This is a genomic window from Paenibacillus helianthi, assembly GCF_001909055.1.
GTDB lineage: Bacteria > Bacillota > Bacilli > Paenibacillales > Paenibacillaceae > Paenibacillus_AQ > Paenibacillus_AQ helianthi.
The window spans coordinates 87835-102624 of record NZ_LVWI01000035.1 but is presented as its reverse complement, the minus strand read 5'-3'; the positions used below and the strand labels follow the sequence as shown (position 1 = coordinate 102624).

The following is a 14790-nucleotide window of genomic DNA, read 5'->3' as shown; positions in this document are numbered from 1 at the left end:
TCCTTAATAGTCTACGCGTTTGGCTGCCGACATACTGAGCCCGCTGAGTACAGCCATCACCAGGAACAGCACGACGGCGATCGAAGCGGCGTAGCCGGTATTCAGATTCGTAAACGCTTCGGTGGTTACCCGGTAGGCAATAAGTGCGGTGCTCTCACCCGGCCCGCCGCTTGTCATCGCGTATACCACATCAAAGGAAGTAATGCGCCACATGGTGAAGAATATGCTGAGCATCAGAATGTTTCTGGAAATAAGCGGAAGCGTAATGCTGAAAAAGGAGCGGATGCTTCCGGCCCCGTCAATTTTGGCGGCCTCATACATGTCCGAGGAGATGAATTGCAGACCGGCCAGCACCAGAATGGCGAAGAAAGGCAGGTCCTTCCATAGGTCCACGGCGATTACGGCGCTGCGGGCTGTATTGGTGTAGATTAACCAGTCCAGATTGAAGGAAGGGGCGAACCGGCGGATAAAGTCATTGATCAGACCATATTCGTTGTTGAATGCCCATTTGGACGCCATGGCGATCACGACCATCGGCATGGCCCAGGGAAGCAGTACGATGGTTCGGAGTACCTTTTGTCCTCTGAATTTCATATTGAGAATTAGCGCCAGGATGATTCCGAGCACAATATGGCCAATCATCGATCCCACGACGAAAATGGCTGTAAACCGGATAGAGGTAATCATTTTTGAATCGTGGAAAAGCTGAATATAGTTATCCAAGCCGACAAACTTTCGGATGCCCTGCAGCAGTTTGACCTCAAACAAGCTGATATGGAAGGTTTCGATAATGGGATATATAGTTGTGAAGATCCGGATCAGCAGCGCCGGCAGTACAAGAATCCAGGCAATCATCCAATATTTTTTGCTGGCATACATATAACGCACCTTCCTCGCAGGATAGCCATATCCGTAGAATACGGGCGGCACAAGCAGGCATCTACAGATCCGCCTGCTTATGCTGCCGGGAAATGGCCCTGATTATTTGTAACGTTCAACGGCTTCCTGTGCCTTTTTGCAGAAATCATCCAGCGTAATTTTGTCTTGGATGTAGTTCTGAAACAGCGTTCCCATCTCGGAGATGAACTCCATCGTCTGCGGCAGCATCGGACGCCCATGCACTTCGTTGGTGGATTGGATCTCGTTGTAAATCGTTTTGATGTCTCCGGTAACCTCTTCTTTGGCCGCGACATCCGCTCTGGCCGGATAGCGGTCAAAGTTCTTCCAACTGTTCAATTCCCCGTCTTCGCTGGCAGCATATTTCAGGAACTTGATGGCAGCGTCCTTGTTCTTGGAAGCCGAGTTCAGGACATAACTCCAGGAATCCGTGAAGATGCTCCGTTTCGCAAATTCCGGCATATTGATCATATGGATCTGATCTTCACCGTAGCGGTTCGCCTGCTTGTAATCCGTACCGGTTCCCCACATGAAGACCGAAGCATATTTGCCGTCGATGAACTTCTGGTTCATCTGTTCATATTTGTCCGCAATTTGATCCACCGGCGTAACCTTCCAGGTATTGGCCATGTCGTACATGAATTTGACCGCCTTGCGGCTGCCTTCATTGCTCCAGTCAAAGTAATCGCCCCCGAACAGATTGACGAAGGTCGCGATTTCGTTGAAGACATACGTCTTTTCCCAGGAGCCGCCGTATCCGTACTGACCGTCTTTGGTCGTCGCTTTCAGAAATTTCACAAAGTCTTCTTCGTTGTTAATGGAAGTCATGCCTGCGGCATCGAGCTTCTTCTGATCGACCCATAGGCCAAGATAACCGGTATAGCTGGGGACGCCGACCAGATCACCTTTGCTTGAGGTCAGCATATCCTTCATATAGCCCTGCGGCAGCTGTTTCAGGACATCCCCGGTCAGGACTGTATCCTGCAGCGGCTCCAGCCAACCGGCATTTTTAAAAGAGGTTGCCATTTCATCATTGATCTCAAGAATGTCAACGGTATTGTCACCCGAGGAAAGTATCGTCGATACCTTCTGCTGGCGGGTATCCGAATCGGTCGGCGCGGCGACCCAGTTGATCTTCACACCACTCTTTTCCTCCGCTTCTTTGAGCCAATCCTGAAATTTAGGATTCGTGGATTGAATGGTATAGAGGGTAATCTCATCCTTTCCTGCGTTTCCGGCATCCTTTGTTCCGGACGTCGTCTCGTTTGCCTTGGAGCCATTACTGGAGCAACCAGACAGTGCAACCGCGATGGTTAAGGAGCCGGTCAAGAATAGGGACCACAATCGTTTCATACCATAACCTCCCTGTTTTGTTTTTCTTGTAAGCGCTTTACACTATCAGTATAGCTGCTGCCATACAAGCGAAAAACAGCCGTAATTGATCAAAAATGTGTAAAATCGTGATATGGGTCATATATCCATTTCAGCACCGGGGCCTTTATTGACCTTCCTGCAAGGCGGTGCTAGACTGTTAACCAATTCGTAGAGCGAGGGGGACCGCCATGAAATTCCGCCGTAGCATCCGCTATAAGTTGAGCATGTTCCTGATGGTCGCCATCCTCCTGCCGATCACCGCATCTATCCTGATTTCCTACTTCTATACCAAGCACTCGTTAAAGGAAGACGCTATCCGGGAAAATTCAAACACGGTACGGCAAGGGACTACGAGCTTGAGCAATCTGCTCAGCGGGATGAACAGCATTTCCCTGTACGTATACAACAATATTCAAATGCCAAATAGCCTCTATAACATCCTGAATCGGGGCTACAGCGATTTTTTGGTCGAGATTAATATTTACTCCGGTCTCCATGCCATTGAACAGTCGGCCAAGGATATTCAGCAGGTCTATCTCTACTCCGACCTGACCCATCAATCCTGGCTGCTGATCAACGGCTATCTGAAGCGGACGGCGGGCAACGCCGGTCTTGACGGCCACTTCAATCAACCTTTGGACAAAAATGATCCCTATCTGGAGCCGCCCCACCAATCGCATAATTACGGCATGGAGGAATTCCCCTACAGCCCGTCCAACACGGTGTTTACCATTCATCGCCCGATCTACCGGGCACCGCTCAAAGAGAGGGTCGGCATAGTATCCATCGACTTCAAGCTTGACGGCTTTCGTAATATTATGAACATGCTCTATGACAAGGGAGAAGAAAACATCTATCTGCTGGATGATACCGGTACCGTCATTTATGCCTCCGAGGAAAGCCAGATTGGGCAAAAACCGTCTTATGCCTGGCTGGAGCATGCCCGCTACAGCTATGGCTCCGGCCATTTTTACTGGAATGAGAACGGCGGCTTCCAAGGGATTGTCGTCTTCGAGAGATTTGAGCAGTTCGGGCGGACCTGGATTGTAGCCAAGCAGATTCCGGACAGCTATCTATACAACAACGCGTCACGCGTGCTTCGTATGAATGTGCTTGTCCTGATAAGCTTTCTGGTCATTTCGATTGCGGCAACGCTGTACGTGTCGCTTAAGCTAACCACCCCGATCAAGAAATTGACCGAGTCGATCCGGCGGATCAAATTGGGGAAGCTGCAGTTTGATGTGGATTCGGAACGCAGCGATGAGGTCGGGGTTCTTGGCAGCGCGATCAAGAATATGGTCGATACGATCGACAATCTGATCATGCGGGAACTCCGGCTGGAGCTTGCCAACAAGGATAACCAGCTGAAGGCGCTTCAGGCTCAGATCAATCCGCATTTTATCTTTAATACCCTGCAGTCCATCGGATCTGTGGCTTTGCACAACAAGGTGCCCAAGATATACGAGCTGACCTCCTCGCTGGGGCTAATGATGCACTACAATATGAATACCGAGGAGTCCATTGTCCCTCTCACCAAAGAGATTGCTCATGTTGAGGCCTATCTGGAACTGCAGAAGCAGCGGTTCAAGGAACGTCTGCACTGCACCATTGACATTGCCGAACCTTCCGCTCTGGAACTGCTTGTACCCAAAATGATCCTGCAGCCTCTTGTAGAAAACTGCTTCAAACATGGATTTGAAACGATGCAAAATGCCGAAATAGACATTAAGCTGGAAAGCGGCGAAGATGGGCTGACTATTTCAATCCGGGATAACGGGCTTGGCATTACACCGGAGAACCTGGAGCGGTTGAAGCAGCGCATTAAGCAAGAAGCCTCCGGAGGTACGGTGGGGGGCAGTATCGGTCTGATCAATGTGATCTCAAGACTCTCTTTGTTCTTTAACGACGAGGCTGGGGTATCGATAGGACAGGTCCAGCCTTCGGGCTTTTATGTAGTTATCAGAATCCCGCAACGAAAGGACTGCAGGCTCTATGAAAGTACTGATCGTGGATGATGAGACCGATGTAAGAGATTCAATCCGGCTTCTGGTCCAGTGGGAAGATTTTCAGATCACCGATGTGATTGAAGCTTGCGACGGGGCAGCGGCTATGGAGCTGATTCGAAGTGAGCAGCCGGAGATTATTTTTACGGATATGAAAATGCCCAATGTGGACGGCCTCACGCTTCTGCAATGGATCGGGGACCATGCGCCTGAATCGAAGAGGATTGTGATCAGCGGCTATGACGATTACACCTATATCCGGAAGACGATGAGGCACGGCGGACTTGACTACTTGCTTAAGCCGATTAACCGCAATGAACTGCTCGAAGCACTCCGCAATGCGGTGGATACGTGGCTGAAAGATGATGAAGCGCGGCTTCTGAATATCCGCAGGGATGTCGAGATCAACAAAACCCTGCCTATGTATTGGGACAAAATGCTGTCAGGCGTTGTTTCACAGCCGGATGGCTACTCTATCGTCGCTGATGAGCTTCAGGCATCCTTCGAGTGGTCCGCCGTTCGGGAATGCCAGCTCGTGATGCTGATCTCTGATCCGCTGCCGCGTACTGTACTGGAGAAATTCGGAAGGAATATCGACCTTCTGTATTTTTTAATGCTTAACATCTGCAATGAGGTTATCGGTTCTTCCAGGAATGGATATGCCTTCAAGCATGCCGATCCCAATTATGGTATCCTTCTGCTGCTGACTGGTGATTTTGGGGGCAACAGCAGGAAGCTGACAGCCATCAATGAGGCGTTGTACCATGTGCTTGGAGCACGCTTTCATTTTGCCTGCAGCGGCAGGGTCTCCTTCCCGCAGGACATTCACACCGGATTTCAGCAGATGCTGCACACAGCCCTTTCCGTTTCCTTTCTGGGACCGAACACCTGGATTCACAGTTATGACGATATTCCTGCCGCCACCTCCGACAAAAGAATCGTCTTGGCCGATTACAGCAGCTCGATTTCGGCCGCTATTCACAAAGGGGAGCAACGCCAGATCAAGGGCGCCGTCGCCAATTGGGTACAGGCGATTGAACAACTGCATGCCGTGACCTGGGAACAGTTGAAGTACTGGCGGTATGAATTTGAAATGCTCCGCAGCCATTTGCTGCAGGACACGGACCGTGCCGCAGGCGAAACCGCCCGGACTTCCTCCCAGTGGCTGTTTCCGATCGGGCCGGACGGCCGGCTATCGTTGGAGGAATGGCAGAAGGAATGGACGAATGCTTTTCTGGAAATCGCCGAGGTTCTGAAAGATTCCCGCTTACAGGAATATGACGTCATCCATTCGATCAAGCAGTACATTGACCTTAACTATATGCACGATCTGTCGCTCCAGGAAATCGCAAGCCAGTTCTTCCTGAGCCGTGAATATGTCTCCCGTCGATTCAAACAGGTGTTTCACGAGAATCAGTCCGAATATCTTGAACGGGTCCGCATTGAGAACGCCAAAATCCTGCTTATGAACAAACAGTACAAGATCGCTTCCATCGCTGAGAGGGTAGGATACCCGGACGGTCGTTATTTCAGCAAAATCTTCAACAAGCTAACGGGCATGACCCCGCGGGAGTGGCGGAAGGAGGCAGGGGGAGAAGGTGGCGGAGAGTAGTGCGTAATCAAACAGGACTACTTAAAGCCCGGAATTGTTGTGCTTTCAGAGAAACATCCCCTCTCGCACAAAACGAATCACATCTACCTTCCGTTCCGGGTGTACCTGGAGGTAATCACCGAGGATAATGGTCCATCCAGGTGAAAGCTTTTCAAATCAGGGTCCCTATCTAGGTATCCAGGAGAGTATATATTAGTCCGATCAGGATCAATAACTTGCCCCTTCAGCTAGCACGGTGAACCGTATCACAAGTAGGGGCAAGTTTTTTGATGGGAAAATCGGAAATTTCTTTATGGAAAGTGGTCCGGTACCTTCCTAATGATGAGTTTTATTTCGCGCTTGTAGAACGATTTCTCCCCTGTGCGATACAACTATTACAAGTATTGAAAAATATAACAATGATATTTGGACAATAGTTGATACATGGACGAGTATTGACTATCAAGGCGGTAAAATCCATGGCGGCGATGGGCAGATGGGAAATGAAGGATTCCTTGCTTGCACAGATGCAAACGATCGTTTGGTCTGGAGTATTTTTTTGGATAATACAAATCCTATCAAGAAATTGAGTATAGAAGATCAAATATTAGTTGCAATGAATGAATATGAAGATATGAAGATATGAGGATTGAAATCAATTTGGATACCCTTGTGGATATTAAGATGATACAGGTCAAGTAAGCGGTTTTAAGCTAATAGGCAGGTTAGTGAAACCATAAAGTTTTCTCTAACGTATAACCATTATTCAATTTTTTCCAACATTGGATCATGCGGAGGTGAACTTAACTGGAGCATTTTTATGACTTGGTTCTATTGGCATTCTCGATCGCTCTCATCTATTCCTTAGTGTCAATTCCATTCACCTATTTTTCTACACAAGAGATACACTGGGGTTATGAAATTGCTCCAGCCGGTTCAACCTGGTTTGTAGCTGTCAGACTGTCGCAACCGAGCAGCATTCAGCGGTGGATAGTACGTACCGTCAGACGAAGAGAAGCGCCAGATGAAGAGGACAAGGGTCCTTCCCCACATTGATATTCCATACTTTCAATTAGGGAGGACAACGATGAAAAAGATTTTACTGCTCCAAAAATGGGCTAAGCCCATTCTTGTCATGTTGATTGGAGTTATTCCAATCATTGTGCTCAGCGGATGTTCGGCCGCATCCCAATCAAACTCGATTAATGTCGATTCAGCAGGGATATTTAATCACTTTTCAATCTTGATTAAATTTTTCGCGAATGAATTTCACGGAAACTACGGATTATCAATCGTGCTGCTGACTTTTATCATCAGACTTGCGATCATGCCGCTCATGATGAATCAAACCAAGAAGCAAATGGACATGAAAGAAAAGATGGCCGTCCTCCAGCCGGAATTAACTGCACTTAAGGAGAAGTATAAGAACGAAGCTAGTGCGGATGTCAAAAAACAAGAGCAAGCCGAGATGATGCAGCTCTACCAGAAACATCAATTTAATCCCTTAAACATGGGGTGTTTACCGATGCTTCTCCAGTGGCCGATCACCCTTGCATTTTACTACGCCATTCGTCGTACTCCGGAAATTGCAGCTCATGATTTTCTGTGGTTTAACTTGGGGACAACAGATATGATCTTGCCGCTTATTGCCGCTGCGGTGTATTACGTTCAGTTCCGCGTGTCTCAATCCGTTTCGGCGCAGGTTCAGCAAAATCCAAATAATCAAATGGCGTTCATCGGATTGTTATCACCGATTATGATGGGTGTATTTTCATTTCAGATGCCCGCCGCGTTACCACTATATTGGGCGGCTGGCGGTATATTCATTATCGTGCAAACGATCATACTCAATAAAATGTACAAGAAGCCAAATGCAGCAAGTAAAAACCTACCCACCAGTGTAGAAGATTTATAAAATTGAAACACAAGCCCCCTCTGCCAATTTGGCGGAGGGGGCTTGTTCAATTAATGTTCGGCGTGTCTACTTCAAAAAACGCGGTCATGGCATCGGGGCATTACAAGACGCTGTTACCCCTTTTTTGTTCTTTCCGCCAGCTTCGTAATCGACTCAATGTCTAGATCGGTTAATTGATCCAGAAAATGTTTGCGTATGGCCATGGAGACGATGGGACGGGCATCATCTAATGCTGATTTTCCAATGGGAGTGATGATGACTTGAACACCGCGATCTGCGTCTAATGGCTTCCTCATCACAAGCCTGCGTTTTTCCATCCGCGTCAGATGATGTGACAATCGACTCTTATCCCAGTCCATAGATTCTGCCAGCTCCTGTTGGCGAAGGCTTCCGTCCCCCAGAAGGTCTAACCGATCCAATACTCCATAATCGCCCTCAGATAATCCGGTGTGCTCGGACATCTCTTTAATTACGCGACCGAAGATGGTGTGAAAGGAGCCTTTCCATTTATACCATAATTGAATTTCTTCTTGGTTCAGTTCGATCTTATCCATGGGAATATAATAGCATAGTTGACGTGTCAACTTCAATATGTTACATTTGCATTAGGTTGACGTGTCAACCTAAACTGATATTGAGAAGAACAAGAAAGGAACATCTATTATGAAAATGAACGTAAGTACGTCTACTCCAGTCATTTCGGTAAAGCCGGTAGTGCTGTCAGTCCTGGGTCGTGGCGAGGATTTGCAAGTACGGGTATCGGCGCCAGCGATGGGGAGTCAATTGCCTATTATTATTTTTTCGCATGGCTTTGGTAATTCATTGGACGGCTATGGTCCGTTAGTCGACTACTGGACTGCTCACGGCTTCGTAGTCATTCAGCCCACCCATCTCGACTCGAGGACGCTGAATCTTCCTCCTGGCGATCCCCGTACACCATTAATCTGGCTTTTCCGCGTCGAGGACCTAAAGCTCGTCCTTGACAAACTTGATTTTATTGAAGCTTCCGTACCAGGTCTAAGCGGACGTCTCGACCGAAGTCGTATCGCTGCAGCCGGACACTCGTGGGGAGGTCAAACGGTGAGTATGCTGCTTGGTGCGCGCGTTCTCGATGCCTACGGGGAACTGAGAGAGGATATGTCCGACTCGCGTATTAAGGCGGGCGTATTGCTTGCAACGCCCGGACTGGGCGGGACTGACTTGACTCCGTTCGCTGCAGAGCACTTCTCATTTATGAACCCGAGCTTCTCCGACATGAGGACGCCGACCCTGGTGGTGACGGGGGATCATGACCAATCCCTGCTGTCTACTCGGGGACCGGACTGGTTCACCGACCCCTATTTCCTGAGTCCGGGCAGCAAGAGCTTGCTCACCCTCTTTGGGGCAGAACACTCTCTTGGCGGAATTGCAGGCTACAACATCGCGGAGACGACGGACGAGGACCCCGAACGAGTTGCCTTGCTCGGGCAACTCACGTGGTCTTACCTTCGCGATGTGCTCAATCTCGACGATTTCAGCTGGCTGGAAGCCCAGAAGGCTCTGAAGGAGGACGCCAATCCGTTAGGTCGCATCGAATCCAAGTAAGAACCTAAAAGGCGTGATCAAAGCGAATCGAAGAAAGGGCCATCCCGCAAAAGGATGGCCCTAAAACTTGCCGTTACAAACAGCACGGTGAACCTTACCATAAGTAACGGCGAAAAAAGGGAGTGTGCGGACACTCCCTTTGAGCTAATATTGTCTGTTATCCAATAATACTTAATTTGCCGTCTTATTGACAAAATCAATCTCATTTCTGATCCCTTTATGGGCGTCATTCCACAGGCCCTTTATCAGGCGAATGCGCAGCAGGCATGTGTTAGGGTCTTCGTCGTTATTGGCTTCGTTATACCACCCGGCGAATATTGTGCGCAGCTTTGTCATCATCTCCGCGTTTTTCTCGTCACATACCCAGCCCAGGTTTTCACCGATACCATCGGCCGTAAAGTTTTCGACGATGATGCAAACGGCGACTTCGGGGTTTTGGGCGATCTGCTGCATCTTGCCTGAGGTCGCGTAAGTGACGGTGTAGAACGCGCCGTCCTCATAATAGGCGTCCACAATGCGGGCGGCGGGACGGCTTTTGCCATTGGCCCCCGGTTCAAGTGCTATGGTGGACAGAGTGATCAGGCCGTCCTTGTTACCCACTTGTTCTTCGAGCAGCTTCATGGCTTCGTCGTACTTGCTCATTATATTACCTCCTAAAATGTCGTAAGGCATACAATATTAAGCTTATCATTGTAAAATCTTAGTGCATGTGAAGAATAATACGAAAAAATATTAAATCGCTATCATAATCCTCTGCCCGACTTAGGGTGGAATTGCCGCGAATGATATCCCCTTAGGCAGTGGAAGAATTAATTATTCACTGTGGAGCGGAGGGGGATTCTTTATGTCTTCCGTATTTTGAGAGGATTTTGAGAGAAGGATCTTATAACATGCAGGGAGGGTATGTATGAGCCAAGGAAGAGGGGAGTAAAAGTAATGAATCAGAAGAGTACGTTTCATTTCACAGGAAAACAGTGGGTATCGGTCATTTTAATTTTTATGGTCTCTATCTCATTATTTGTTTTTCCTGTGCAAGCGGCAGATCAATGGAGTCAATATGCCAAGATCGGACAAGCAGGCAATAAATTTCTTGGAGCGTTTTCTAATCCGTACAGTGTAACGGTAGACAGCAGCGGGAATGTATACGTGGCCGATTTTGAAAACCATCGCATCCAGAAGCTGACGGCCGCGACAGGCGTGTGGAGCGAGTGGAAGAAGGACGGCGGCGGATCAGGCAGCGGTCTGGGCGAGTTTGCCAACCCTAGCGGCGTGGCGGTAGACAGCGGTGGAAATGTATATGTGGCGGACTATTACAACCACCGTATTCAGAAGCTCACGGCAGCTACAGGGGTATGGAGCGAGTGGAAGAAGAGCGGCGGCGGATCAGGCAGCGGCCTGGGAGAGTTTAGTTATCCCCGCGGCGTGGCAGTAGACGGCGACGGGAATGTGTACGTGGCGGATTCTAAAAATCACCGCATCCAGAAGCTGAATGTTGCCTCAGGGGTGTGGAGCGAGTGGAAGAAAAGCGGAGGCGGGACGGGCAGCGGCTTAGGCGAGTTTAATGAACCCTCTGGCGTGGCAGTAGACGGCGACGGGAATGTGTACGTGGCGGATTCTAAAAATCACCGCATCCAGAAGCTGACGGCAGCTACAGGGGGGTGGAGCGAGTGGAAAAAAAGCGGAGGCGGAACGGGCAGCGGCTTAGGCGAATTCAATCAACCCTCTGGCGTAGCGGTAGACGGCAGCGGCAATGTATTATATGTGGCGGATTCTAAAAATCACCGCATCCAGAAGCTGGATGTCTCCTCGGACGTGTGGAGCGAGTGGAAGAAAAGCGGCGGCGGATCAGGCAGCGGTCTGGAAGAATTTAATAATCCCAAGGGCGTGACGCTGGACAGTAGCGGGAATGTGTATGTGGCCGATTCCGGAAATCACCGCATCCAGAAGCTGACGGTAGCTGCGGGACTATGGAGCGAATATGGGTATCAGGGAGCAGTTGCTGGCACAGGTTTGGGCGAGTTTAGTTATCCAGCCGGTATGGCGGTAGACAACCAGAATAATCTGTATGTAGCCGATTTCGATAACCACCGCATTCAGATGCTGGATGTCGACTCGGGCGTGTGGAGCGAGTGGAAGAAGAGCGGCGGCGGATCAGGCAGCGACCTGGGAGAGTTTGATTCTCCAACAGATGTTGCTGTAGATAGCAGAGGAAATATGTACGTTGCAGATCCGTATAACCACCGCATCCAGAAGCTGACGGCAGCTACAGGGGTGTGGAGCGAGTGGAAGAAGAGCGGAGGCGGAGCGGGCAGTGGCTTGGGCGAGTTCTGTTATCCCGGTGGCGTAGCGGTAGACAGCAACGGGAATGTGTACGTGGCCGATTCCAGTAACCACCGCATCCAGAAGTTGACGGCAGCTACAGGGGTGTGGAGCGAGTGGAAAAAGAGCGGCGGCGGATCAGGCAGCGGCTTAGGTGAGTTCAATGAACCGTCCGGTGTGGAGGTAGACGGCGACGGGAATGTATATGTGGCGGATATGGGAAATCATCGTATCCAGAAGCTAACGGTAGCTACAGGCGCGTGGAGCGAGTGGAAGAAGAGCGGCGGTGGAGCGGGCAGCGGCTTAGGCGAATTTAATGAACCATACAGCGTGGCGGTAGACGGCAGCGGCAATGTATATGTGGCCGATTCCAATAACGAGCGCATCCAGAAACTGACGGTAGCTACAGGGGTATGGAGCGAGTGGAAGAAGAGCGGCGGCGGAGCGGGCAGCGGCCTGGGCGAGTTTAACAGTCCACTCGGCGTGGCGGTAGATAGCAACGGGATCGTATACGTATCCGAATTCAGCAACCACCGCGTTCAGAAATTGAAAATCGTGTCTGTCCCTTCGGACGCGCCGACTGCAGTAACGGCTGAGGTAGCGAATGGCGAATCGCAAGCCACCGTGAGGTTTACAGCCCCGGTTAGCAATGGAGGCAGCGACATAACCGGCTATACCGTGACCTCAAGCCCGGGGGGCTTGACGGCTAGCGGTACAGGCAGTCCAATCACGGTTACCGGTTTAACGTACGGAACGACGTATACCTTCACTGTCGTTGCAATAAATGGCGTAGGGAGCTCGGCCGCTTCGGCTCCTTCGAATAGCGTCACGCCGACAGCATCGACAGCGCCTGCTGCGGTACCTGACGCGCCGACTGCAGTAACGGCTGAGGTAGTGAATGGCGAATCGCAAGCCACTGTGAGGTTTACAGCCCCGGTTAGCAATGGAGGCAGCGACATAACCGGCTATACCGTGACCTCAAGCCCGGGGGGCTTGACGGCTAGCAGTACAAGCAGTCCAATCACGGTCACCGGTTTAACGTACGGGACAACGTACACCTTCACTGTCGTTGCAATAAACGGCGCAGGGACCTCGGCGGCTTCGGTGCCTTCGAATAGCGTCACGCCGACAGCATCGACAGCGCCTGCTGCGGTACCTGACGCGCCGACTGCAGTAACGGCTGAGGTAGCGAATGGCGAATCGCAAGCCACTGTGAGGTTTACAGCCCCGGTTAGCAATGGAGGCAGCCACATAACCAGCTATACCGTGACCTCAAGCCCGGGGGGCTTGACGGCTAGTGGTACAGGCAGTCCAATCACGTTTACCGGTCTAAAGTACGGGACGACGTATACCTTCACCGTCGTTGCAGTAAATGGTGCAGGGAGCTCGACCGCTTCGGCTCCTTCGAATAGCGTGACGCCGATTGCGCCTCCAACCGCGCCGGGCGCACCGACGGGCGTAACCGCCGTTGCGGGCAACCGTGAAGCGATTGTGACCTTCACCGAACCGGCCAGCAATGGAGGCAGTCCGATCACGGGTTACACCGTCGTGGCAAGTCCGGGCGGCATAGCGGCAACGGGTACGGGCAGTCCGATCAGAGTGACCGGCTTAACGAATGGCATAACCTATACGTTTACGGTAATTGCGACCAACAGTGGCGGCAGCAGCACCGCTTCCGCCGTTTCTAACGGCGTAATACCCGAAGCTCTTCACGTTGACAGCGGTGGAGACACCTCGCCGCAAGGAAGTGCGCCGGCCCAGCCAACAGCCAAATCTGATGAAACGGCTGCTATCGTTCTTGTTAACGGCCAAACGGAGAGTGCAGGAACAGCAAAGGTAACAAGCGTAAATTCACAAACGGTAACAACCGTCACGATTGACGAGAAAAAGCTGGAAGATAAGCTCGCGAAGGAAGGCCAGCTTGCCGTAGTAACGGTTCCGGTGTACACCAAATCCGATGTCGTGATCGGAGAGCTCAACGGACAGCTAGTCAGGAATATGGAAATGCGGCAAGCGATATTGGAAATAAAAACGGATCAAGCGACCTTCCGTTTACCAGCTGAGCAGATCGACATCCAAGCGATCTCGGAGCAGGTAGGCAAAGCGGCAGCACTGCAAGATATTAAGGTTCAGATTGAAATTGCTAAGCCCAGATCGCCGATTCCATGGGTTCCAAATGAAGCTGCAGAAGGAACGGTGGGAATTGTCGTTCCACCGCTTAATTTTACGGTAAGAGCTCTTTATAAGGACACTACCATTGAAGTCACTGAGTTCAAAGCTTATGTTGAACGTACAATGGTTATTCCGGAAGGTATCGATCCTGGTAAAATCACGACTGGAGTCGTCATTGAAGCGGATGGAACGCTGCGCCATGTGCCGACAAAAATCGTACTCCTGAACGGCAAGTATTATGCCAAGGTGAACAGCTTGACGAATAGCAGCTATTCTGTGATATGGCATCCGCTTGAGTTCAAGGATGTAGAACGGCACTGGGCTAAAAAAGCCATAAACGATATGGGATCACGCAAGGTCGTCAATGGCGCTGCCAAAGGTCTCTTCAATCCTGACCAGGACATTACGCGTGCGGAGTTTGCGGCCATCCTGGTTCGCGGTTTAGGACTAAAACTAAAAGCAGGGGTACCGCCTTTCAGTGATGTTGATCGGAAGGATTGGTTCGCCGATGCGATTGGGACGGCATTCACGTACAACCTGATCAGCGGATTTGATGATGGCAGCTTCCGCCCGAATGATAAGATGACACGCGAACAAGCGATGGTCATTCTGGCAAGAGCGATGATCATTACCCGGCTTGAGGTGATGGATCACCAGATGACAAAGCAATTACCAGACTCTTTCACTGATGCGGAGACGATATCGACTTGGGCTAAGAGCGGGGTTTCCGACTGTTTGAAAGCCGGGCTTGTTTCGGGACGAAACAGTGGTGAGCTGGCTCCTAAAGCCTTCATAACAAGAGCGGAAGTCGCGGTTATTGTTCAAAGACTTCTGCAAAACTCTAATCTAATCGATAATTAAATAGTTGCCCTAATCGAAATATCCCTCGACCGATAGAATCCGGTTAGAGGGATATTTTTCATCCAGCCGTTATA

Annotated in this window: 9 protein-coding genes; 5 read left to right on the top strand and 4 right to left on the bottom strand. The window is 50.3% G+C overall.

Going from position 1 to position 14790, the window contains the following annotated elements:
- Window positions 1-3 precede the first annotated feature (3 nt).
- Together A3844_RS11120 and A3844_RS11115 are read right to left on the bottom strand one after the other, a co-directional pair.
- Window positions 4-879 (bottom strand): carbohydrate ABC transporter permease, encoded by an 876-nt coding sequence (locus A3844_RS11120; RefSeq protein ID WP_074107424.1) that lies wholly within the window; start codon window positions 877-879, stop codon window positions 4-6.
- Window positions 880-981: 102 nt separating this feature from the next.
- Window positions 982-2250 (bottom strand): sugar ABC transporter substrate-binding protein, encoded by a 1269-nt coding sequence (locus tag A3844_RS11115; RefSeq protein WP_074107423.1) that lies wholly within the window; start codon window positions 2248-2250, stop codon window positions 982-984.
- A 209-nt stretch (window positions 2251-2459) separates the two neighbouring features.
- On the opposite strand from A3844_RS11115, the gene A3844_RS11110 reads away from it, so the two are divergent.
- The 3 genes from A3844_RS11110 to yidC all read left to right on the top strand — a co-directional run bounded on the left by A3844_RS11110 (window position 2460) and on the right by yidC (window position 7780).
- Entirely contained in the window at window positions 2460-4286 is a 1827-nt protein-coding gene (locus A3844_RS11110) for a cache domain-containing sensor histidine kinase (RefSeq protein WP_074107422.1), read from the top strand.
- Window positions 4264-5886 carry a response regulator transcription factor gene (locus A3844_RS11105; RefSeq protein WP_074107421.1) on the top strand — a complete coding sequence of 541 codons (1623 nt, stop codon included), beginning with the start codon at window positions 4264-4266 and terminating at the stop codon, window positions 5884-5886. The genes A3844_RS11110 and A3844_RS11105 overlap by 23 nt, the downstream gene beginning before the upstream one ends.
- Window positions 5887-6952: 1066 nt before the next feature.
- Window positions 6953-7780 carry a membrane protein insertase YidC gene (gene yidC, locus A3844_RS11100; RefSeq protein WP_074107420.1) on the top strand — a complete coding sequence of 276 codons (828 nt, stop codon included), beginning with the start codon at window positions 6953-6955 and terminating at the stop codon, window positions 7778-7780.
- Between the two features lie 113 nt (window positions 7781-7893).
- Here yidC and A3844_RS11095 read toward each other — a convergent pair whose 3' ends face one another.
- Window positions 7894-8334: a MarR family winged helix-turn-helix transcriptional regulator gene (locus A3844_RS11095; protein ID WP_074107419.1), complete on the bottom strand. Its 441-nt coding sequence runs from the start codon at window positions 8332-8334 to the stop codon at window positions 7894-7896.
- A 109-nt stretch (window positions 8335-8443) separates the two neighbouring features.
- Between A3844_RS11095 and A3844_RS11090 the strand changes: the two genes are divergently transcribed.
- Complete coding sequence (locus A3844_RS11090; protein ID WP_074107418.1) at window positions 8444-9364, top strand: alpha/beta hydrolase family protein; 921 nt, start codon at window positions 8444-8446, stop codon at window positions 9362-9364.
- Window positions 9365-9535: 171 nt separating this feature from the next.
- Here A3844_RS11090 and A3844_RS11085 read toward each other — a convergent pair whose 3' ends face one another.
- Window positions 9536-10006 (bottom strand): pyridoxamine 5'-phosphate oxidase family protein, encoded by a 471-nt coding sequence (locus A3844_RS11085; RefSeq protein ID WP_074085954.1) that lies wholly within the window; start codon window positions 10004-10006, stop codon window positions 9536-9538.
- 294 nt (window positions 10007-10300) lie between these two features.
- On the opposite strand from A3844_RS11085, the gene A3844_RS32305 reads away from it, so the two are divergent.
- A complete protein-coding gene (locus tag A3844_RS32305) occupies window positions 10301-14716 on the top strand; it encodes a fibronectin type III domain-containing protein (protein WP_167374668.1) in 4416 nt (1471 codons plus the stop codon).
- Window positions 14717-14790 lie beyond the last annotated feature (74 nt).

What these genes read in the sequence shown, in the direction of transcription:
- A3844_RS11120 (WP_074107424.1), bottom strand. Translation starts at nt 879, where the DNA reads ATGTATGCCAGCAAAAAATATTGGATGATTGCCTGGATTCTTGTACTG.
- A3844_RS11115 (WP_074107423.1), bottom strand. Translation starts at nt 2,250, where the DNA reads ATGAAACGATTGTGGTCCCTATTCTTGACCGGCTCCTTAACCATCGCG.
- A3844_RS11110 (WP_074107422.1), top strand. Translation starts at nt 2,460, where the DNA reads ATGAAATTCCGCCGTAGCATCCGCTATAAGTTGAGCATGTTCCTGATG.
- A3844_RS11105 (WP_074107421.1), top strand. Translation starts at nt 4,264, where the DNA reads ATGAAAGTACTGATCGTGGATGATGAGACCGATGTAAGAGATTCAATC.
- yidC (WP_074107420.1), top strand. Translation starts at nt 6,953, where the DNA reads ATGAAAAAGATTTTACTGCTCCAAAAATGGGCTAAGCCCATTCTTGTC.
- A3844_RS11095 (WP_074107419.1), bottom strand. Translation starts at nt 8,334, where the DNA reads ATGGATAAGATCGAACTGAACCAAGAAGAAATTCAATTATGGTATAAA.
- A3844_RS11090 (WP_074107418.1), top strand. Translation starts at nt 8,444, where the DNA reads ATGAAAATGAACGTAAGTACGTCTACTCCAGTCATTTCGGTAAAGCCG.
- A3844_RS11085 (WP_074085954.1), bottom strand. Translation starts at nt 10,006, where the DNA reads ATGAGCAAGTACGACGAAGCCATGAAGCTGCTCGAAGAACAAGTGGGT.
- A3844_RS32305 (WP_167374668.1), top strand. Translation starts at nt 10,301, where the DNA reads ATGAATCAGAAGAGTACGTTTCATTTCACAGGAAAACAGTGGGTATCG.